This is a genomic window from Algoriella sp. (genome assembly GCF_036647415.1).
GTDB lineage: Bacteria > Bacteroidota > Bacteroidia > Flavobacteriales > Weeksellaceae > Empedobacter.
Genome location: NZ_JAVXKG010000013.1, coordinates 25347 through 47769, shown reverse-complemented (window position 1 = coordinate 47769; position 22423 = coordinate 25347). Strand labels below are relative to the sequence as shown.

22 protein-coding genes are annotated in these 22423 nt (G+C 31.6%); 7 read left to right on the top strand and 15 right to left on the bottom strand.

The window, feature by feature from the left end; translation table 11 throughout:
• Position 1: 1 nt before the first annotated feature.
• From RSC72_RS07510 to dprA, 6 genes are all read right to left on the bottom strand, one after another.
• Positions 2–607: a hypothetical protein gene (locus RSC72_RS07510; protein WP_332543771.1), complete on the bottom strand. Its 606-nt coding sequence runs from the start codon at positions 605–607 to the stop codon at positions 2–4.
• Entirely contained in the window at positions 607–786 is a 180-nt protein-coding gene (locus RSC72_RS07505) for a hypothetical protein (RefSeq protein ID WP_332543770.1), read from the bottom strand. Before RSC72_RS07505 ends, RSC72_RS07510 begins: the two co-directional genes overlap by 1 nt.
• Positions 787–852: 66 nt before the next feature.
• On the bottom strand, positions 853–2004 hold the full coding sequence (locus RSC72_RS07500; protein ID WP_332543769.1) for a cystathionine gamma-synthase: 1152 nt from the start codon (positions 2002–2004) through the stop codon (positions 853–855).
• Positions 2005–2081: 77 nt separating this feature from the next.
• A complete protein-coding gene (gene recO, locus RSC72_RS07495) occupies positions 2082–2801 on the bottom strand; it encodes a DNA repair protein RecO (protein ID WP_332543768.1) in 720 nt (239 codons plus the stop codon).
• The gene (porZ, locus tag RSC72_RS07490; RefSeq protein WP_332543767.1) at positions 2802–5090 is read right to left on the bottom strand and encodes a type IX secretion system anionic LPS delivery protein PorZ; all 2289 of its coding nucleotides are present in this window, start codon (positions 5088–5090) and stop codon (positions 2802–2804) included. It abuts the gene before it with no gap.
• A gap of 54 nt (positions 5091–5144) precedes the next feature.
• Positions 5145–6245 carry a DNA-processing protein DprA gene (gene dprA / locus RSC72_RS07485; protein WP_332543766.1) on the bottom strand — a complete coding sequence of 367 codons (1101 nt, stop codon included), beginning with the start codon at positions 6243–6245 and terminating at the stop codon, positions 5145–5147.
• Positions 6246–6333: 88 nt separating this feature from the next.
• Here dprA and RSC72_RS07480 point away from each other — a divergent pair, with 88 nt between their 5' ends.
• Complete coding sequence (locus RSC72_RS07480; RefSeq protein ID WP_332543765.1) at positions 6334–7506, top strand: SPOR domain-containing protein; 1173 nt, start codon at positions 6334–6336, stop codon at positions 7504–7506.
• A 79-nt stretch (positions 7507–7585) separates the two neighbouring features.
• Here RSC72_RS07480 and RSC72_RS07475 read toward each other — a convergent pair whose 3' ends face one another.
• The 4 genes from RSC72_RS07475 to RSC72_RS07460 form a co-directional block, all read right to left on the bottom strand.
• Positions 7586–9037, bottom strand: coding sequence for a TolC family protein (locus RSC72_RS07475; protein ID WP_332543764.1), 1452 nt, complete (start codon positions 9035–9037; stop codon positions 7586–7588).
• Positions 9027–12197, bottom strand: coding sequence for an efflux RND transporter permease subunit (locus tag RSC72_RS07470; protein ID WP_332543763.1), 3171 nt, complete (start codon positions 12195–12197; stop codon positions 9027–9029). The genes RSC72_RS07475 and RSC72_RS07470 overlap by 11 nt, the downstream gene beginning before the upstream one ends.
• An 18-nt stretch (positions 12198–12215) precedes the next feature.
• Positions 12216–13298, bottom strand: a complete 1083-nt coding sequence (locus tag RSC72_RS07465) for an efflux RND transporter periplasmic adaptor subunit (protein ID WP_332543762.1) — start codon at positions 13296–13298, stop codon at positions 12216–12218.
• A gap of 156 nt (positions 13299–13454) precedes the next feature.
• Positions 13455–13856: a hypothetical protein gene (locus RSC72_RS07460; protein ID WP_332543761.1), complete on the bottom strand. Its 402-nt coding sequence runs from the start codon at positions 13854–13856 to the stop codon at positions 13455–13457.
• Positions 13857–14033: 177 nt separating this feature from the next.
• Between RSC72_RS07460 and RSC72_RS07455 the strand changes: the two genes are divergently transcribed.
• The 3 genes from RSC72_RS07455 to RSC72_RS07445 all read left to right on the top strand — a co-directional run bounded on the left by RSC72_RS07455 (position 14034) and on the right by RSC72_RS07445 (position 15184).
• Positions 14034–14555, top strand: a complete 522-nt coding sequence (locus RSC72_RS07455; RefSeq protein WP_332543760.1) for an acyl-CoA thioesterase — start codon at positions 14034–14036, stop codon at positions 14553–14555.
• Positions 14556–14729: 174 nt separating this feature from the next.
• Positions 14730–14903 (top strand): hypothetical protein, encoded by a 174-nt coding sequence (locus RSC72_RS07450; protein ID WP_332565862.1) that lies wholly within the window; start codon positions 14730–14732, stop codon positions 14901–14903.
• Positions 14888–15184 (top strand): type II toxin-antitoxin system RelE/ParE family toxin, encoded by a 297-nt coding sequence (locus RSC72_RS07445; protein ID WP_332543758.1) that lies wholly within the window; start codon positions 14888–14890, stop codon positions 15182–15184. Before RSC72_RS07450 ends, RSC72_RS07445 begins: the two co-directional genes overlap by 16 nt.
• Positions 15185–15229: 45 nt before the next feature.
• Here RSC72_RS07445 and RSC72_RS07440 read toward each other — a convergent pair whose 3' ends face one another.
• Genes RSC72_RS07440 through RSC72_RS07425 form a run of 4 tightly spaced genes read right to left on the bottom strand, consistent with a single transcriptional unit; the run spans position 15230 to position 18867 of the window.
• Entirely contained in the window at positions 15230–15625 is a 396-nt protein-coding gene (locus tag RSC72_RS07440) for an acyl-CoA thioesterase (RefSeq protein ID WP_332543757.1), read from the bottom strand.
• Complete coding sequence (locus RSC72_RS07435; RefSeq protein WP_332543756.1) at positions 15606–16610, bottom strand: Gfo/Idh/MocA family protein; 1005 nt, start codon at positions 16608–16610, stop codon at positions 15606–15608. The genes RSC72_RS07440 and RSC72_RS07435 overlap by 20 nt, the downstream gene beginning before the upstream one ends.
• A 5-nt stretch (positions 16611–16615) precedes the next feature.
• Complete coding sequence (locus RSC72_RS07430) at positions 16616–18277, bottom strand: DUF6909 family protein (RefSeq protein ID WP_332543755.1); 1662 nt, start codon at positions 18275–18277, stop codon at positions 16616–16618.
• Positions 18278–18288: 11 nt separating this feature from the next.
• On the bottom strand, positions 18289–18867 hold the full coding sequence (locus tag RSC72_RS07425; protein WP_332543754.1) for a DUF3109 family protein: 579 nt from the start codon (positions 18865–18867) through the stop codon (positions 18289–18291).
• Between the two features lie 73 nt (positions 18868–18940).
• Between RSC72_RS07425 and RSC72_RS07420 the strand changes: the two genes are divergently transcribed.
• The 3 genes from RSC72_RS07420 to RSC72_RS07410 all read left to right on the top strand — a co-directional run bounded on the left by RSC72_RS07420 (position 18941) and on the right by RSC72_RS07410 (position 21502).
• Positions 18941–20677: a 1-deoxy-D-xylulose-5-phosphate synthase gene (locus tag RSC72_RS07420; RefSeq protein WP_332543753.1), complete on the top strand. Its 1737-nt coding sequence runs from the start codon at positions 18941–18943 to the stop codon at positions 20675–20677.
• 142 nt (positions 20678–20819) lie between these two features.
• Positions 20820–20954, top strand: coding sequence for a hypothetical protein (locus RSC72_RS07415; protein ID WP_332543752.1), 135 nt, complete (start codon positions 20820–20822; stop codon positions 20952–20954).
• A gap of 53 nt (positions 20955–21007) precedes the next feature.
• Complete coding sequence (locus tag RSC72_RS07410; protein WP_332543751.1) at positions 21008–21502, top strand: DUF4252 domain-containing protein; 495 nt, start codon at positions 21008–21010, stop codon at positions 21500–21502.
• A 46-nt stretch (positions 21503–21548) separates the two neighbouring features.
• On the opposite strand, the gene RSC72_RS07405 is transcribed toward RSC72_RS07410, so the two are convergent.
• Entirely contained in the window at positions 21549–22388 is an 840-nt protein-coding gene (locus RSC72_RS07405; protein WP_332565861.1) for a tetratricopeptide repeat protein, read from the bottom strand.
• Positions 22389–22423 lie beyond the last annotated feature (35 nt).

Genomic DNA, 22423 nt, shown 5'->3' with positions numbered 1-22423 from the left:
CTTATTTATAGTAAATAACGTAATTTAAAGCATAATTACCAAATAATTCTTGTTTCTTAAATCCTGAATTTGGTTTGTCATTAAAATGAACAAAAATATCCGATTTTTTCTTTGTTTCTATCAAATCAAAATAACCATTGGCCTCTGAACAAAACGTGTTTTCATAAGAGGATTCTATTCCAATAAAATAGTTTTTAACTTCGGAAGGTTTTAGTTTTAGATGAATTGGAAAAATATATTTTCCAGCATAATCTTTGTCAACCGAAAACCATTTCTCATCAATCAAACTTGTTTTATTATCTACTGATTTTGTAATAATTGGTTTGAAATAATAATATTCATTGCAATAATTTTTCTTCTGAATTTCTGATTCAAATAAAATTTCTATTGCCACAATTTCTATTTCTTTTTCATTAGGAAGTAAAAAATTCGAAAATATTTTTAACCCAAAACTTGTGTGATCGGTCAACCTCACAACTTTCTTATATTTTGGTCGAAATTGTTTGTATTTGGAATAATTCTTCACCTCAACTTGATTCAAATTTATAGTATCAAGTTTTTGTGCAAAACAAATCAGAGAAAGAAGAAAAAAGAGTAGAAATTTCATTAACTTTTTTGCTTCAAAATTTCTTTTAATTCCTTTAATTCTGATAAAATTTCATTATTCTGAATTTCTAATTCTTTAATTCGTTCAGTATTTTTAAAAACATTATCAAAACGTTTAAAAAATAATCGAACAAAAAATAAAATAAAAATCAACCCAATTATTAAAATTATATTTTCCATTATTTAAAAGTAATAAAAAAACGACTCAATATTGAGTCGTTTCTATCTATAATTATATTTTTTTGATTAAATCAAACTCAAAACTTGTTCTAAATCTTCTAATAAATCGTCGATGTCTTCGATACCAACAGACAAACGAATTAAATCATCTGTAATACCAATTTCAGCACGTTTTTCTGCTGGAATAGATGCATGCGTCATGGTAGCTGGATGATTTGCCAATGACTCTACTCCTCCTAAAGATTCTGCCAAAGTGAAAACTTGTAAGTTTTCTAAAACTTTGAAAGCATCTTCTTTTTTACCAGAAACTAACGTAAACGTTACCATTCCTCCGAAATCTTTCATTTGTTTTTTCGCGATTTCGTGTTGTGGATGATTTTCTAAACCTGGATAATAGGTATGCGCAACTTTTGGATGAGCTTCTAAAAACTGAGCGATTTTCATTCCATTAGAACAGTGGCGATCCATACGAACAGCCAAAGTTTTGATTCCACGTAAAACTAAATACGAATCTTGTGGTCCTAAAATTCCACCCGTCGCAAATAAATTGAAGTGAACATCTGTTGCCAATTGCTCAGAATTTACAACGATTGCTCCCGCAACTAAATCCGAGTGACCACCTAAATATTTTGTTGCCGAATGCATGACGATGTCAGCACCCAACTCGATTGGTCGTTGTAAATATGGCGATGCAAATGTATTATCTACTGCAACTAAAACATCTGCTTTCTTTGCTTTTGTCGCATCATTTACCACTTTTATATCAACCACTTTCATCAATGGATTGGTTGGTGTTTCAATCCAAATCATTTTTGTATTATCGTTGATTAATGCTACAACCGCATCAATATTTGTCATGTCTACAAAATGGAATTTTAATCCGTATTTTGCATAAACACGTGTAAATAAACGGTAAGAACCTCCATATAAATCATCCATTGCAATGATTTCATCACCTGGATTGAATAATTTTAATACACCATCGATTGCTGCTAAACCAGAACCAAATGCGAAACCTGCAACTCCGCCTTCTATAGATGCTAATGCATTTTCTAAAGCAGAACGTGTTGGGTTTGCGCCACGAGAATATTCGTATCCTTTATAATCTCCTGGTGATCTTTGTGCAAATGTAGATGTTTGATAAATTGGCGTCATTACCGCTCCTGTAGAAGGATCGTGATGTTGACCACCGTGTATAGCTTTTGTATTGAATTTCATTTTATTGCTTTTTAAAAAGTATAACAAATATAAGCCTTTTCTTTATTCTAAGTTTTAAAGAAATGTTAGAAATTATTTTAACTAAACAATTCATGTAAAACTTGTAGTGATTTTGGTTTCTTAAAATTAGTCGTATGAATTTGATAATATTTGACTAAAATTTCGAGTAATAGTGAACGTTGTGGTTGATTGAATGTGTTTTTTGAATCTTCGGTAAAACTTAATTCTAACAATTTTTTGAACAAGACTGTTTCACCAGCTTTCAACATATTGATTGATGAATTAGAATTGGAGAAAAATCCATTTTCTAAATCAAATAAATTTCCGTCTTGTTCTAAATTTGGATAAAATCCTAAGAAATGCGATAATTGAAGTAAAAAAATCAAGTGAAAATCTGCAAAATCTTCTTTCTTTTGATCAAATTCTTTCAACGAATGTTCAATATAGAAATAAACTTCTTGATTAGATGATTCTTCTTTCAGCACTAAATTCAGAATTTCTGCCAAAAAGAAAACAATCGCCGATTTGATTGGATGAAAGTGTAACGATTCGTAATAATAGGACGCTTGCGCAGATTTTAAGAATACTAATTGTTGCTCATTTGATTTCGGCTGAAAACTTAAATCTATTTCAGACAAAGGAAAATACAACGACGTATTTCTCTTTTTTTTAGAAAAAACGCCTTTTGCTATAAATGATTTTAGACCGAATTCTTGGGTAAAACATCTAATGATTAAACTTGTTTCTCCATATTTTAAGCTAGAAAGTACAATGGCTTTAGTTTCTAAAATTTTCATTTAACGAACAACTGCAATTTTTAATGTTTTGGTTTCTGTTCCATCAGAATTTGTCATCAAAACTAAGTAAATTCCAGAAGCTACGGGCTTTCCTTTTGCATTATTTGTGTTCCATTCTACAATTCCACCATCAGCTTTTGATTCAAAAACTAGATTTCCTACAATATCTGTAATCTTTACTGAAGCACGATTTGGTAGATTTTTTATCGTGATATTTCCTCTATATTCTGGACGATATGGATTTGGATATGCAATGGCTTGACTAAAATCTGATGCTTCCGAAGAAACATCTCCGTTATAAGAAACGACACCTTTTTCTGTCGCAAAAAATACTTTACCCGTTGTTTCATCTATCGAAACATCATATACAATATCTGATGGTAAAGGTGAATTTTTCGATGTAAAATGTAAAATTGTTCGTTCTCCAGAATCTGAAACATAGTAAGCACCTGCTCCATTTGTTGTAATCCATTTACGGTTTGCATTATCTACTTTTATCGCATAGACACCAACATCTGTCAATAAGGCTTCTGGTATACCATCTTGAACTATAACAATTGGTTCTGCTTTCAAATTATTTTCATCTGCAGCAGCCTCAATCCCTGGAACAATAGCCAAACCTTGACCTGTTCCTATCCAAAGAGTTCCTGTTTTATCTAAAGCAGATGACCAAACATCATTAGTTGGTAAACTTTGTTCTCCAGATCTCAAAACACTTCCTACAAATTCGTATGTATCTTTTCTCAAAACTGCAACTCCTCCTTCTCTAGCTTGCGGAATATAGATGTATTTATTGTCTATAATTGGTGTTAATGGATTAGATACACTTTGATTAATGCGTTTATTTACTGTCCAACTTCCATTTTTTCTGACAACAAGATGATTCGTTTTTCCTGCGTCATCTCCTTCAACTAAAGTATGTGAGATATACAATGTTCCTTCATTATCAAAAGTAGAACCTGCTACACGATATAACCATGGAATTGGATTTGTGATGTGTGTTTGTTTTTTAATCGTTGAATCTGAGTTTAATTCAAATTCAAAAACACCCACTTTTTTAGATTTTGTTTCCCAATTATTGTATTCAAAATATGATGAAGCTAAGAAATGATTATCATTTGTAGGATCTACTGCAATGTTTACAATATCTTTTGCTTCGTACATACTATTTGAAGAGAAGTGTATCCATTTTTTCTTATTAAAATAACTAAAACCATCTGCGTTTACAGCCGGAGCTGCATAAGCATCCATTCCTCCAGGAGCAATCCATACTTTTCCATTTTTTGTAGTAACTGACCATGATTTGTTATTATATGGACCATCTGGTGAATAACCAAAAGGATTTTCTACTTCATAACTACTTTTTTTAGAGAAATCTATTAATCCAAATTTTGTTGTTCCTCCGTATAATTTATTATTAATGAAAATTCCTGAATTGAAATTCATTTTTAGGTTTTGTAGAATACCATCTCCATCTTTCTCTTGATAAATAATATTTTCTAGATTTTCTCCTAAAATAGAAATTTGATCATTTTGAGTAATAATTAATTGATTGCTTGATGATTTTAAATCTTCAATAAAATTATACCCTTGCGAAAATCCATTCAAATCTCTTAAATTAGAACCTTCAGAATAATAAACTACATTGTTATTTAACTCTATATTCGAAATATTTTGTCCACTAATAACAGTAGTCCACGCATTAATATTCGGATTATTTAATTTATTCTTTAATTCATTTGAATAAATTCCATTGGAAGTCGCTATATATAATGTATTATTTAAAACCGTTGCATCATTCACTACAAACAAATTAGTTCGCGTCGTTTCTTTAAATTCTTCATCTTTCAAATCATACGAAACAATTCCGAAAGCGCCTGAAATAAATGCAATTCCATCGTGAATATAAATATTATTTATTTGTTTATTTCCATTAAATCCATTCCACTTAATATCCAAAACCATTGTTGATTCGCCTGATTTCAACAAATCTAAACCACCATTTGCATAACCTACCAAAAACATATCCGAAGTCTCATCATAAGCCATTGCAGATACATCTACGTTATTCAGATAATTAGTTTTATTCAACTTAATCCAGTCAGCAGTTGGATTTTGCGGATTGAACAAGAAAATTCCGTTCTCCGTTCCACAATAAACAATTCCTTTCACTTCTTGTAAAAACTTCACGTTATTGTACGAGAACAAGTCGTTCCAACGTACTTTATCATTTTGAGCGTTTAAACAAGTGAAAATCATCGCAATGATTAAGAATAATTTGGTCTTCATATCTACAAAAATACTGTAATTTATAACATCATTTTTTGTTAAAAATTGTCTTGATTAGTGTATTAAGTCAAAAAATTTACCTGGAAGTGTTGTAATTGCATGCTTCAATTCTAAATCTAATAAAATTGGCATTAGCTCATACGATTTCAAATTAAGATCAAAAGACATTTTATCTATATGTTGTTTTCCCTGATTTTGAAGATAATTTACAATCAGTTTTTCATCTTCTGTAAAATCAAAAAATAGATTTAATTGATTTTTTTGTTTTTTCGCATCAAAATTAAAATACTCAATCATATCTTTTGAATTTTCAATTAAATATGCTTGTTGTGTTTTAATCAAATAATTACATCCAACACTTAAAGAATCTGTTGTTTTTCCAGGAAGAGCAAAAACTTCTCGATTGTATTCATTCGCAAATTTTGCTGTTACCAAACTTCCGCCTTTAAATGCAGATTCTACCACAATTGTTACATCAGAAATACCAGCAATAATTCTATTTCGTTGTAAAAAAGCTTCTGGAATAACAGTTTTAAAACTTGGCTGTTCGGAAATCCATCCTCCATTTATCAGCATTTCAACTGCTACTTTTTTATGAGCAGCAGGATAAATTCTCTCAAAACTTGTTCCCATGACCGCATAAGTAGAAAGTTTATTTTTTAACGCTTGCGAATGTGCTTCGATATCGCAGCCATACGCCAAACCACTTACTATTGTTACATCAAATTCTGCAAGACCTTCACATAACTCAGCAATAAAATTTCGTCCATAATTGGTCATTTTTCTTGTTCCAACAATTGATATTTTTTTATTATTGAATTGATTAAACTCTATATTTCCTTTCGTAAAAAGTACAATTGGAGCATCTAAACATTCTTTTAACAAAGCTGGATATATTTCATCATAAATGGTTAAAATGTTGATTTGATTATTTTTACAATATTCAATTTCATTAAAAGCTAAATCTAACCACTTTTTATTTCCAAAATCTTTGCTTATTTGCTGTCCAATTCCCGAAATTTGCATCAAATCTCTTGAAGAGCTATTCCATGCTTTTTCGGCAGATCCAAAAAATTGAATTATTTTTCGAGCTGTTATATCACCAATTCCTTTCTGAAAAGATAGTGCTAATATATAGGGTAAATCGGTTTGCATCTTGTTAAATTATTAATATTTAGCTGAAAATGAATAACTTTAAGTATTTATTTTTTGTTAAATCTAAAAAAAATGTTAATTTCGTAATATGAGGTTAGAAGAGCATATCAGTCAATTACTTTATAAGCATGATTGTGTAATTGTACCGCAGTTTGGTGCATTTATTACAAATGCTGCAAATGTGTCGTTTGACGAAAAGACGAACACATTTCTTGCGCCTAAAAAAGATCTTTCTTTTAATTCTACACTTACAAAAAGTGATGGAATTTTAGTAAATAAAATTGCCTTAGACGAACCAATCTCTTTTGATACTGCTCAGACTTTTATAGAGGAACAAGTTTATTTTTGGCAAGAACATTTAAAAAATGGTAAATCGCTTACCTTAAAAAATATTGGTTCTTTACAATTTAACGAAGCTGGAAAAATCGATTTCAAGCCTTATAATGATCAAAATTATTTTGTTGCTGCCTACGGATTATCAAATTTACAAGCCAATTACATTTTAGATTCGTCTGAAACAAACACTTCTAACAAACACATGTCAAAATTTTTAGCCGCAGCCTCTTTAATTCCAATTATTGTTGGTGGCTTCCTATATTTTAATACACCGCAACCTGTCCAAAAATTTGTAACAGAACAATGGAGCGGTTTAGTTTTACCTATGATTGGAAAAACGGAAACAAAAGATGAAAAAACTGTACAATATGATGTGTATAATATGCCACAAACTATTGCAGAACCATCTTTGGTAGAATATCAAATTGCAGAAACTGTTACGAAAACTGATACAATAGAAACTCCTAAAAAAGTTGAAATTACAGTTGTAAAAGAAACAAAAATTAACGAAAACGAAAAGGAAGTTACTGCAATTATTAAAGAAAAACCAGCTACAAAAGAAACGGTAAAAACTGAAATAAAAAAAGGAACTAAAGTAGAAAATGTAAAAATTGAAGATAAAAAATCGACAAAAGTAGACGCTAAAATTCCTTCGAAAACTGATAAAAAAGAAGTTGTTGTTGCAACAAAGTCTACTGCAAAAAAATATCAAGTTATTGCTGGATCGCTTCGCCGTTCGGAAGATGCTGATCGTATGTTAGCTGATCTTAAAAAACAAGGTTACAAAAACGCAAGTGTTTCGTATGTAAAAGGTCGTTATTATTATGTAAACTTTGGAAGTTTTAATGATATGGCAGAAGCGCAAAAATACATGAACGAAATGAACAAGAAAAACCCTGGAACTTGGGTTAGAACAGAAAATTAATCTATTTCAAAATATCATAAAATCGAAAGAAGCTGCCCAAACGGACAGCTTCTTTCTTTGTTAGAAATGAAAATGAAAACTACTTCCAGCCACCGCCTAAACTTTTGTAAATAGCGACAACTGTACTTAATTGTTTTTCTTTTGTTTCGATTAATTGCATTTTTGTTTCTAATAAATCACGTTGTGTCATCAAAACTTCGAGATAATCTGCACGATTATTTTTGAATAATTGATTCGCGATGTCAATAGATTCGACCAAAGCATCAGATTGTTTTTGTTTAAAAGCATAACTTTTTTCCAAATTATCAATCTTTGACATTTGATTTGCAACTTCTAAATATGCATTCAATACTGTTTTGTCATACTCGTATAAAGCCTGGATTTGTTTCGCATTTGCGGTATTAAATTCAGCTTTTATCGCACTTTTATTAATTAATGGTCCTGCTAAATCTCCAGCAAATGAATATAAAATAGACTCTGGCATTTTAATTAAATATGAAGGTTTAAAAGCATTGAGACCCAACGAAGCCGAAATATTAAGCGATGGATAAAATTCTGCACGCGCAACTTTTACATCCAAAGCAGAAGCTTGTAATTCTAATTCTGCTTGTTTTATATCTGGTCGATTAGATAATAATTGTGCTGGAATTCCTGCATTCATCGATTGTGGAATCATATTCGTAAACTCCGAATTATCACGTTTTATTGGTTGCGGATAACGTCCAAGCAAGGCATTCAATCTATTTTCCGTTTCGGTAATATCTTGACGAATATCAAATTCTTCACTTTCAGATTTCAACAATTCTGCTTCAAATTTCTTAACCGCCAATTCTGTTTCACGAGCCGCTTCTTTCTGAATTTTAACCACACGCAACGCATCTTTTTGCAAGGCAATATTTTGATGAATATAATCTAACTGCGTATCCAACGAAAGTAATTCATAATAAGACGACGCAATTTCTGCAATCAAATTAGAAAGCACAAAATTCTTTCCTTCTACAGTTGATAAAAATCGTGCAACAGAGGCTTCTTTAGAATTTCTCAATTTTTTCCAAATATCAATTTCCCAATTCGCCGAAAATCCAGCCATATAATCCATCAAAGGATCGGGCATTTCTTGTCCAGGCTTAATTTCTGTAGATGCATCACCAGCTCCTTGACTTGTATAACGTCCAACTTTTTCTACACCTGCGCCTAATTTTCCTTCTACAGTTGGTGTTAATTTTCCGTTTTTGTACATGACTTCATTCTTCGCGATTTCAATTTCTTGAAGCGTAATCATCAATTCTTGGTTATTTTTCAATCCTTCATCAATCAAAACAACTAAGTTAGGATCTGTAAAAAATTGTTTCCAAGGTGTTAATCCAGAGTTTAATGATGCATCATTATTCTGAATATTTTCAAAATTAGCTGGAATTTTTGGCGCTTGATGGTTTTCAATTTCTTGACTTACCGCTGGCGCTTTACAACTCCAAATCATTGTTCCGAAAACACCTATTGCTATTATATTTTTAATTTTATTATTCTTCATCTTCAACAATTTCTTCGGTTAATGGATTTTCATCTTCATATTTTACCAATTGCATTTTATCAGCTAAAGTTCCGAATGCAACATACAAACCAGGTACAATAAATAGCCCGAAAATAGTTCCAAACAGCATACCACCAGCGGCAGCTGTACCAATTGTTCTATTCCCAACAGCACCAGGACCAGAAGCGATAACCAACGGAATAAGACCTGCAATAAATGCAAATGATGTCATCAAAATTGGACGAAAACGAACGCCTGCTCCTTCTATCGCAGATTTTACAATCGAAAGACCTTTGTTGTGTTTTTGTACAGCAAACTCTATAATCAACACGGCATTTTTACCGAGTAATCCAATCAACATTACCATAGCAACTTGCGCATAAATATTGTTTTCTAATCCTAACATTTTCAAAAAGAAAAATGCGCCGAAAATACCTGTTGGTAACGAAATAATAACTGGTAAAGGCAAAATAAAACTCTCATATTGCGCTGCAAGAATCATGTAAACGAATATTAAACAGATGGCAAAAATAATAACTGCTTCATTTCCACGAGAAACCTCATCTTTCGAAATTCCAGCCCAATCTATACCAAAACCTCGAGGCAAGGTATTTTTCGCCACTTCATTTATCGCTGCAATTGCTTGTCCACTACTGTAACCTTGCGCCGGCGTTCCACTAATTTCTGCCGCATTATACATATTGTGACGCGTAATTTCTGAAAGTCCGTACACTTTTTCTATCTTCATAAAAGCAGAATATGGAACCATTTCTCCAGAATCATTTTTCACATATAATTTTAGAATATCCTCTGGTAATGCACGATACTGAGGCGCTGCTTGAACCATAACTTTATAAGGTCGATCATATTTGATGAAACTTGTTTCGTAATTAGAACCAATCAACGTTGAAAGATTATCCATCGCATTTTCTATCGAAACACCTTTTTGTTCGGCAATATCATTGTCAATTTTCAATACATATTGTGGAAATGATGCACTATAAAATGTGAAAACCGAACTTAATTCTGGACGACGACTTAATTCTTTGACAAAATCACGGCTCACTTCTTCCATTTTATGATAATCTCCACTTCCAGCTTTATCCAATAATCTCAACTCAAAACCTCCAGCAGCACCATAGCCAGGAACAGATGGTGGTTGAAAATATTCGATATTCGCACCATTAATATTTCCTGCTTTTTCTTCTAATTCTTTAATAATTTGATCTGCCGATTTAGTACGTTCGTCCCAACTTTTAAGATTAATCAAACACGTTCCTGAATTGGCTCCAGTTCCTTCCGTTAAAATCTCATAACCTGCCAAAGACGAAACTGAAGAAACACCATCAATTCCTTCTGCAATCTTTTGTAATTTTTGCGAAACATCATTCGTTCTTTCCAAAGTAGAACCAGGAGGAGTTTGAATAATCGCATAAAACATTCCTTGATCTTCGTTTGGAATAAATCCTGTTGGCAAACTATTGTTGATAAAGAAAATTCCCGCACAAAATGCTATCAATACACCAAATGTTATGGTACGTTTACTTACTATTTTAGTTAAAACTTTCTCGTATTTGAATGATCCTTTGTTGAATAAATTATTAAACTTTAATAAAAATTTATTTAACATCGTTTTCTTTCTTGGTTGATCATGATTATTCTTCAAAATCATCGCACATAATGCAGGCGTCAATGTTAACGCAACAATCCCAGAAAGAATAATTGAAGTTGCCATTGTAATCGAAAATTGTCGATAAAAAATTCCTACTGGACCAGACATAAAAGCAACTGGAATAAACACGGCTGCCATTACAAATGTAATTGCGATAATTGCTCCACTAATTTCGCGCATTGCTTCTTCCGTCGCTCGTAAAGGCGAGAGATTTTTTTCTTCCATCTTGGCGTGAACAGCCTCGATAACTACAATCGCATCATCCACAACAACTCCAATCGCCATAACTAATGCGAAAAGTGAAATTAAGTTTAATGTAATTCCGAAAAATTGCATCAACGCAAATGTACCAATCAACGAAACTGGAACCGCCAACGCAGGAATCAACGTAGAACGCCAATCGCCCAAAAATAAAAACACCACAATACCTACCAAAATAAAAGCTTCGAAAAGTGTGTGAACAACTTTTTCCATAGAAGCATCTAAGAATTTAGAAACATCGTACGAAATTTCATATTCCATTCCTTTTGGTAAATTATTTTCTTTAAGATCAGCCATCAAAGATTTTATGTTCTTAATAACCTCACTTGCATTACTTCCGTACGATTGTTTGATGACAATTGCAGCAGACGGTTTTCCGTTCAGAGTAGAATAAATATCATACATCGAACTACCAAATTCTACATCTGCAACATCTTTTAATCGTAAGATTTCTCCATCTGGATTTGATCGTAAAATAATATTTCCGTATTGCTCTTTTGTATTGTATCGTCCCGAATATTTTAAGACATATTCAAACGTTTCTGAGCGTTTACCAGAACTTTCTCCCGTTTTACCTGGCGAGGCTTCGATACTTTGTTCATCTAAGGCTTTCATTACTTCATCTGCCGAAATACTGTACGCTTGCATACGATCTGGTTTTAGCCAAATACGCATCGCATATTCTCTATTTCCCAAAATATCGGCGTCACCAACACCATTGATACGTTTCAATTCTGATAAAATATTAATATCTGCATAATTGTACAAGAACTGTTGATCTGCTTTAGGATCTTTACTATACAAGTTGATGTACATTAACATATTCGACTCTTCACGTGTAATTTTCACACCTTCGCGAACAACCAATGGCGGCAGTTTATTTACAACCGACGAAACACGGTTTTGTACGTTTACCGCAGCAATATTAGGATCAGTTCCTAAATCAAAAATAACTTGAATAGATGCTTCACCATCATTTCCTGCATCAGATGTAATGTATTTCATTCCAGGAACTCCGTTCAAAGCTCGCTCTAACGGAATAACGACTGACTTAATCAATAATTCGTTGTTTGCACCAGGATATTCCGCTGTAATATTAACCTTTGGAGGCGAAATTGCAGGGAATTGCGTCACAGGTAATTTGACCAATGACAAGATTCCTAAGAAAACAATAATCAACGAAATGACGATCGAAAGAACTGGTCTTCGAATAAATTTATCAAACATAATTTTCGTCTTTAATGATTAATTTGATTTTAATTTTAGTGAGGCAAAAACTTTGCGTGGCGCCATAAATCTCGTTTTCACTTTATCATCATCTTTCACTTTCTGAACACCTTCTAACAAAATTTGATCTTTATCAGACAAACCACTTTCTACCACATACAAATCTGGCATTTCTGAGCTTACAGTAATGTTACGAGATTTTACTTTCCCGTTTTTATCCACGACAAAAACATATACTTTATCTTGAATTTCATAAGTCGTTTTTTGTGGAATTAACAACACATTGTGCAACGGAACAGTCATTTGTACTTTTCCCGTTTCTCCATTTCTCAACAAACGATTCGGATTTGGGAAACGCGCACGAAAGGCGATATTACCCGTTTCATTATTAAATTCTCCTTCTATCGTTTCTACTTTTCCTTTTTCTGGCAAAGGTTTATTATTCGCCAAAATCAATGAAACAGAATTGCTTCCACGATCTTGAATATTGGTTTGATAATCTAAATATTCTGGCTCAGAAACGTTGAAATAAGCAAACATTTGAGAGTTATCTGACAAGTTTGTCAACAACATACCTTCGTCAATCAAACTTCCTAATTTCATCGGAAGTCTATCTATAACACCAGAAAATGGCGCACGAATATCCGTAAATGATAAGTGTAATTGTGCCAATTGCATTTCTGCTTTTGATTTCTCTAAATGCGCTTGTGCAATGGCTTGTTCGTTTTTGGAAACGACATTATTATCCGCCAAAGTTTTCGAATTTTGTAACTCAATTTGCATTTCTTTTACTTCCGCTTTCGCTTTCAGATATTCTGCCTGATACATTTGCGGCATAATACGGAATAACAATTGTCCTGCTTGCACATATTGCCCTTCGTCTACATAAATCTTCTCAAGAAAACCTTTTTCCTGAGCACGAATTTCGATGTTACGAACTGACTTAATTTGCGAAACATAATCTTTATTCAAGATTGTATCCATTCTAAGTGGATTAGTTACTGGATAATCTTTTTCTTCTTCTTTTTCCTGTTTTTTTGACGAACAACTTGTTGCCAACAAAGCAGTACTCAGAGCGACAAACAATGCGACTCTTTTCATAATTCTTCTAACTATTAAATGAAAATTTGGTTTTAAAAAAGTTTTTGGCAGAAGTAGTTACGCCAAAAATAATACATACAAAAACGCATCAACCTGCTGTTAAAAAAGTAGAACAGAAGTTTAGTTTTGATGTAATTTTAAATTTTTAAGGAAAAATCAAATTCTAATTGTACGCAACAATATGTACTTACAACTTGATAATTTGACTGTATTATTGTAGAAGAGATGCTTTTTTCTTAATCCTTTTATCAATAAAGTTAAGACCAAAACAACACTTAATAGTTTTGCACAAGTTTCTATGTCAAACTGTTTTGATAACTGTAAATCATCATCAGTTTCTTCGATACTTGGGTTTAATTCTTGTATTTGAGATATATGTGAAGTTTGCGAAATTTTAGACTCCACCACTTTTTCTGCTTGATAAAAGTGTGAATTATCTTGCATGACTACGTGCGAAGTAAAATTTCCCTGAGAATGTTGTGTACCAGCAAACACTTTAGTTTCCGCAAAAAATAGCAGAAATAAAGCTGAAAATAGGTATGTGATAAACGTTCTCATAATTATTCATCAAATGTAAGATTAGATTTTATACAACAAAGCCTATTAACATTTTTTAACTATAAAATTTATGTTAATAAAATAAATAGCTTATTTACAAATAGTTACAATTTTTTTATTAAGTTTTTCTAAATCCGATTATTTTACAGAAATTTGCAACTCAACAAACAAAAGTTTATGGCGAAAGCAAAAACAGCAAAAGAATCGTTAGCGGTAATGACAAACTTGGTTTTACCAAACGAAACCAACAACTTAGGAAATATGTTCGGAGGTGAATTATTAGCATCTATGGATAGAATTTCATCGATTTCTGCAAAAATGCATGGTGGAAGTTTCTTAGTTGTAACGGCAAGTGTAAATCACGTTGCATTCAATATTCCGATTCCGATGGGAAGTACTGTGAAGTTAGAATCTAAAGTAACAAGAGCGTTCAAATCATCGATGGAAGTTTATGTTGATGTCTATGTTTACGATTATGATAGCTGCGTTTACAACCAAACAAATAGTGGTATTTATACTTTTGTTGCCGTTGATAATGACAATAAACCAGTTCAAGTTCCGGAATTGATTCCAGAATCTGAGCAAGAAGTTGAGCGTTTTGAAGCTGCTTTACGTCGTAAACAATTGAGTCTTATTTTAGCTGGAAGAATGAATCCTGCTGATGCACACGAATTGAAATCATTATTTATTACGGAATAATTTTTAATAAATCATATTTTAACTCTTTGATTTTAATTAACATAAATTGAATCAAAGAGTTTTTTTATGTCTAAAAATTTTTACTAACTTTATATTATTCTAAGAATAAACAACATGAGTATTTCTGATTTAAAATTGGAACTAATTCTTCAAATTTCAAAAATGAATGATAAAATGAAATTAGAAGAAGTTTTAGAATTATTAAAATTTCAGACTGAAAGTTCTATTTATGAAATTTCGGAAGAAGAGAAACTTGCAATAAATAAGGCTAAAAATGAGATTGCAAATAACAATATTTTTTCAAATTCTGCTGTAAACGAAGAAATGAATGAATGGTTGAAAAAGTAATTTGGTCAAGTCAAGCAAAAAATGAATTATTTGATATTTTAGATTATTGGAAAAATCGTAATAAATCTGTTGGATACAGTCAAAAGCTTTTTCAATTAATTCAAAATCAAATTGATTTAATTAAAATATTTCCAAATATTGGAAGAAAAACTAGCTTTGAAAATGTTCGAGTAAAAGTTATTAAAGATTATATGCTTTTTTATGAAATAAGAGAGGTCAATCTCTATATTTTGACTATAAAAAGTTCAAAACAAAATCCTAAAAATTTTAGAATTACATAAAAAAAAGTCGAAACTAAGTTTCGACTTTTCTATGTTGTTTTATATTTAATCTTTTCCCGCTAAACGGTCGATCACATATTCTATTTCTGTCTTTCCGTGCGGTTTTGGTTTACCATCAGCGTCTAAATTAACCATCGTAATTTGGTCTACTGTAATAATGGTTTCGTGCGTCATTTTGTTACGAACTTCACATTGTAAAATCAACGAAGTTGTTCCAAATTTTATCACTTCAAGACCAATTTCTACAATATCGCCTTCGCGTGCGGAAGCCATAAAATTTATTTCGGACATGTGTTTTGTTACCACATGCGAATTTTCTAATTGTATAATGCTATATAGTGCAGCTTCTTCATCAATCCAAGCCAATAATTTTCCTCCAAAAAGTGTTTTATTTGGATTCAAATCTTCTGGTTTTACCCATTTACGCGTGTGAAATTTCATAATCTTGCTTTTTAAAATCTTGTTTACTTTCTGATGCTAATCGATTAGCATCTGCAATAAACTGAACTAAATTTACGGCATATTTTCCTTCTAACAAAGATTCGTTTTGACTTATCAAAGCTTCAGAAATTTCTGCAATTGCATTAGGATGAAAATTCTTTTGGTCGGTAGAAATTTTATTAGAACAGCATACATTTTTTAAATCACTATAAATCATTTGATTTAAATATTGATCGCCAATTTTCACGGTTCCTTTTTCTGCAATAAGTGTAATATTACTTTCAAAATTTTTATTGAATGTTGAAGTTGTATATACCATGTGTCCAATTGCTCCGTCAGCCGTAAAATCTACACAACCAGAATCATCAAACTGAGTTACTTCTTGGTGCGTAAAATTATAACTTTTAGAGTTTGTACAGATTACCTCATCAAACCAAAAATTCATAATATCAACAAAATGAGAGAATTGTGTAAACAAAACACCACCATCCATTTCTTGATTACCGTGCCATTCTCTTAATTTGTAATAATTGCGATTTCGATTCCAATAACAATTAATATTAATCATAAAAACTTGACCCAATGAATGATTGTCGATCAAGTTTTTAACATATTGTACAACCGGCGAAAAACGAAGTTGCATGGATGTAAAAACACGAAGTTTTTTCTCTTCTGCAACTTTCAATATTTCATTTGCATCTTCTACTGTTAATGCAATTGGTTTTTCTATCAAGACATTTTTTCCTGCTTTTAAGCAACGTATTGCATGTTCTCGGTGTAGACCGTTTGGCGTAGATATTATGACAACATCTGTTTCTTTGTCATCTATCAAAAAACTTTCGAGTGTAGAATATCCTTTGATTGATAAATCTTCGGGCAAATTAAAATCGATAATCGAAATTAATTGTGCATTTTCTGCCTCTTCTATTGCTTGTTGATGTACACGTCCAATGTGACCGTAGCCTAAAATGGAAAAATTCTTCATTGAATTTATTTAATTATTTTCTCTAAAATCTTTTGTGTGATTAGGTAAGTTGGTTTTACACCTGTTAATCCTAAACCTCCAGATGCTAAAGTACTTCCTGTTTCCAATGGATTATCAGAAGCGTAATATGCGTACATTACTTTAACATCTTTATCAATATGATGTCTAATTTTTGAAGCAACTTGAATTGCTTTTTGGTAATGTGCACCTTCCATTTCTAATCCAATTGCTTGGAAAGATGAATATTTAAAGTACTCTAAAATATCTTTATTTTGTAATGAAGTTCCTAAAACCGAAATCATTGGTCCTTCATAAACTCCTAATCCTTGTCCTTCGAAATCTGCAGCAGTTAATTCGTTTTCGAAAACATAATTATCTGTTGTTCCTTCAAAAACGTGTGCTGTTGCAATCATAATATCACCTTTATTTCCTTCTAAAATACCGGCTTTACCCATAATCGCTACAGATTTTACATTCATCTTAAAACGAACATCACCTACTTTGTAAGGTTTTAATAATTCGTCCATCGCTTCAAATGCTTGCTCTCCAAATGCATAATCCATTACGACAATTACATCATCATTTTTTGCTTTCGCATAAGAAAATGCCGTGTTTGCAATGTTTACTTTAGACATATCAATAATCTGAACGTTGATGTTTGTTCCTGATTGATCTTTGATATAAACTAATCCATTTTGTTGTGCATAATCATTTAACGATTCGCGCATCATTTTGTTGTTTGCGGCACTCAAATCTTCGTAAATATCTACGCTATCTACTTTGTATTTCTTTTTTAATCCATCATAAGCGTATAACATGTTCGATACACTGTGCATATTTGCAGAAATGATGTGGATGTTTTTGTCTTGAAGATTATTTTCGAATAATACTTTTTTTATCTCATTTGCCCATTTTTCACCAATCATGTGATGTCCAATCGACTCGCGTAATGTAGATGTAAATGTAATTTCTCTTTTCTTTGTACCGATACGATCTTGTTGACTTGTGTACCCCATCCAATAAACGATTCTAAAGAAATTATCTTTATCATCTGGTTTACTAAAATAGCTATGAATTTCTTGTGTTTCTTCGAACGTTCTTCCCAAAATCGTTGATAAATGCATCAAAGCAACTTCACGGTCTTTACGAGAAATTTCTACTTCGTTGAACACTACATTTTCGATAAATTCCCACGCTCTACTTTTAGAAAGTGTTTCGTTATTAAAAGCTCTGTTTCTAATTTTATCTGCTTCGTTGTATAAAAACGTCAAGTGTGTTAAAACATCATAAATATCAGAACGTCCGCGAGAAATCTCGATATTCATTTGGTCATCATCTATTCGGTAACAAAAACGTCTTCTTTTTGCTGGAATAATTGGTGTAAAAATAGAACGATCATATCCTTCATCAGATGTAAAACTTACATAAGCAGTTTCTACAATTCCTTCTGGTAAACGATCTAAAACATACATTAATCCGCTTAATTCAACTTTATTTGGGTCTGTCATCGATCCATAAATTTCTGGATCAATTTCGAATAATAAATTTCTTAAAATTTTTCCAGGTGCAGCTGATGGACGATACACTCCTCTATGAAACAAATGGCGCATTGAAATATATAATTTTTCAATCGCATCAGTAGATCTTCTTGCTCTTGTTATTGACATAAATAATTTTTTTACTTTTTTTGGTTGTTTAATTCTTGTTGAATGGCCATCAATTCGTCGTACCAATCTTGTCCAAATTTTCGTACTAAAGAATCTTTCGCAAATGTTGCGACATTAACCTTCAATTCTTTTCCTAAGGTACAAGCATCTGAACAAATATCCCATACATCGTAGTTTACAGAAGTGAAATTTGAGAATTCCTTAACACGAACGGGATATAAATGACACGAAATTGGTTTTTTATACTCAATTTTACCGTCTTCGTAAGCCTTTTCAATTCCACATTTAGAGAAACCATTATCTTCGAAAACAAGATAAGCACATTCACGATTATTGACAAGTGGTGTAACCCAATCGCCATCCGTATCCATTGTATATTTACCTTCTTGCTCGATCACCGCAATTCCTTCGGGACGCAAATAAGGTTTTACATCTTGATAAATATCGTCTAAAACAGTAAGTTCATCTTCATTAAGTGGCGCTCCTGCGTCGCCCTCTACACAACAAATCCCTTTACATTTGTTCAGATTACAAACAAAATCCTCAGTTAGTAGTTCTTCGGATACAAGGGTTTTTCCTATTTGAAACATGTTACACGTATAATTTTGTAACAAGCAAAGATACGGAGAATTCCTCAGAAAAATGTAATTTTGTAAAAGAATAATGGATAGTCTACTTTCAAAAATCAATCATCCTAAGGAACTTAGGACTTTTGAAACATCTCAATTAAGCACAATTGCACACGAGATGCGCGAATTTATTTTGGAAACTTTGAGTGTAAAACCGGGACATTTAGGCGCAAGTTTGGGTGTTATCGAGTTAACAATTGCCTTACATTATCATTACAACACGCCAAATGATTTACTAATTTGGGATGTTGGGCATCAATCCTATCCTCATAAAATTTTGACAGGTAGACAACAAGTTTTCGATTCTTTGCGTCAAAAGGAAGGAATTTCAGGTTTTCCTGCGCGTACCGAAAGTGAATTTGATACGTTTGGTACTGGACATTCTTCTACCTCTATTTCGGCAATCGTCGGAATGGCAACAGCAGATAAAATAAATCAAATAAATCGTAAACACATTGCTATAATTGGCGATGCTTCTATTACTTCTGGAATGAGTTTAGAAGCGCTGAATCATCTTGGATCAACAGATTTAGACGTTTTAGTAATTCTGAATGATAATGATATCGGAATTGATCCTTCGGTTGGTGGATTGAAAAAACATTTTAAATCATTAGAAAATCATTCCGAAAATATTTTCACCAATTTTGGATTAAATTTTATCGGAACTATCGATGGTCATAACTTTGATGAACTCTTAACTTCTTTCGCAAAAGCAGATAAAATCAAAGGTCCAAAAGTTTTACACATCAAAACAACTAAAGGAAAAGGTTACGAAAAGGCTGAAAATGATCAAGTAAAATGGCATGCGCCAGGTTTATTTGACAAAGAAACAGGTGAATTAAAAACGAATAAAAAAGAGAAATCTTACCAAGATGTTTTTGGCGAAACTATGCATCAATTATTACAAAATAATGAGCAAATTGTGGCGATAACTCCTGCAATGTTAACGGGAAGTAATTTAGTGAAATGTCACCAAGATTTTCCTAATCGTGTGTTTGATGTTGGTATTGCAGAGCAACATGCCGTTACATTTTCGGCTGGTTTGGCAACGCAAAATACAATTCCGTATTGTGTTATTTATTCCACATTTTTACAACGTGCTTACGACCAAGTTATTCACGATGTAGCGTTGCAAAATCTACCTGTTGTATTTTGTATAGATCGCGCAGGATTTGTTGGTACAGACGGCGCAACGCATCATGGTATTTTTGATATTTCGTATTTATGCGAAATTCCGAATATGATTGTCACTTCGCCTCGCAACGAAAAAGACTTCAAAAATTTGCTTTACACTGCACAATTTACATCTCAACCTTTTGCGATTCGCTATCCAAAAAATAACATCAAAACTCATGATTCTGATTTTGAGAAAATAGAAATCGGGAAATCTGAAATTATTTTCGAAGGAAATAAATTGGCGATTCTTTCTACTGGATTAATTAGTTATCGAATTGAAGAAATCATCATTCAAAATAATTTACAAGATAAAGTTGCTTTGATTGATTTTCCATTCATCAAACCTTTGGACGAAACTCGATTGAAAGCTATTTCGCTGAAATATTCTACCATTCTAACTTTTGAAGATGGAATAAAAAAGGGTGGATTTGGAAATGGAATTTTAGAGTTTCTAAATTCTATTCATTACAAAGGAAATATTACCATCAACGGTTATCCTGACGAATTTATCGAACATGCTTCAATTTCTGAATTAGAAAAAATGATTGGTTTAGATGATTCATCGATTTTGGAAATGATAAAAAGTTATTTGTAATGGAACACGAATATTTTAAAAATGCTTGGATCTTTTTTTATTTGGTCTAATAATTTTGATTGTAGCTTATATTCTAAACAATCCTTTTAAAAAGAGAGAGGTTAAATCAAATTTAAGTTTTGGATTAGAACAAAAAAATAAAATGGATTACATTAATGATACTTTTAAAACTCTTAATACAGCAAGATTAAAAAGTATCTATTTATTTGCAGCTATTTTTATCATTGCATCAATTGTATTTCTAATTTTAGGAATTATTGAATATTTTCAAACTTAATAATTTTCGGTACGAGAGTTGTAATAGCATTTCTAAATATAAAGACACACACAATGAAAAAAATAATCGGTTTATCCTTTATAGCTGTTTTATTCACATTGCAATCTTGTGGAACAACAAGTAATATGCAAGAATTTTACACAAAATATGACAATCAAGCAACTGTAATTCCGTTACCATCTTTCGCGTTGAAATTAGCAGGAAAAGCTGGTGGAACAGATTTATTTAATTATTTAAAATCTGCTAAAGTATTTGTTGTTAGCGATGCAGGAGAAGGAAAACAAAAAAGAATCATGAATGATTTACAATCTTCTATGCGTGGTGAAAAATATGAAAACTTAGTAAAGTTTAAAGCAAAAGATAGCCGTTTGAATATTTCATTGCAAGAAGATAATGGACAAGTAAAGAAAATGATTTTCGGAATTAATGGATTACGAAACGTATTGGTAATCGATTCTAAATTAGATATTCCGAGAACGAATTTAGATAAAATCTTAGACAAAGTTTCCGCTGAAGATATTGCAGATTTAGCAGATATTTTAAAATAATAAAAGAAGCCAGCTGTTTAGTTGGCTTTTTTCTTAGAAATTATTTTTATTTATAACCAAAATTATTTAATCTACTTATAAAAGCATCAATATTGTGCATATAAATTTGATAAGGATAAGGTTCATAAATAGAATTTGCTTCAGTAAAAGAGTAACCTTCTTTTAAGAATTTTTTTGATAAATTAAAATATTCTAAAGAAGTTTTATAATATCCTAAATGATAGTGACAAAATCCAATATAATACATCGCATCTGAGAATTTATTGTAAAACCCTACAACCTGTTGTAATATAATCAAAGCCTCATTATATCTTTCTTTTTCCATCAGAATTATTGCGTAGTAAAACAAATCTAAATAATTTACACCATTCTTACCAAAGCTTTTTTCTTCATATTCAATAGAATTTAAAATATACTTTTCTGCCTGCTCTAAATCTCCTAACTGTAAATAAGACAACGAAATATAGAAATTATAAGAATGATCCATTACGTAACCATTCATGTATTTTTCTTTAGATTTAAAAAAGTCGTCTAATGATGATTGATAATTTTTCTGAAAAATACATTTTATGAATGCTCTATATTCCAAATATTCTCCAGTAGTATCCAATTCAACCGCTCTATTTAGATACGACATTCCTTTTTCATATTTTCTTTGCTTAAAAAATGGCATCGATTTCTGTTGCCAAAAGTAAGGTTCTTGAGGTTTTATTGATATTGCAGAATCTAAATATTTCTGAAAATTTGGACTATAATATGAATAACTATATGCTTTTTCTAAATAAGAAATAGCAAGAGAATCATTTGTTTTTAATTTTTGAGAAAAAACACTAAGAGTATTAAAAAAGAGTAAAATAAATCCAAGAAATTGATTATTTTTCATCATAATGATATTAGTGTAATACATTAAAGATAGATAAA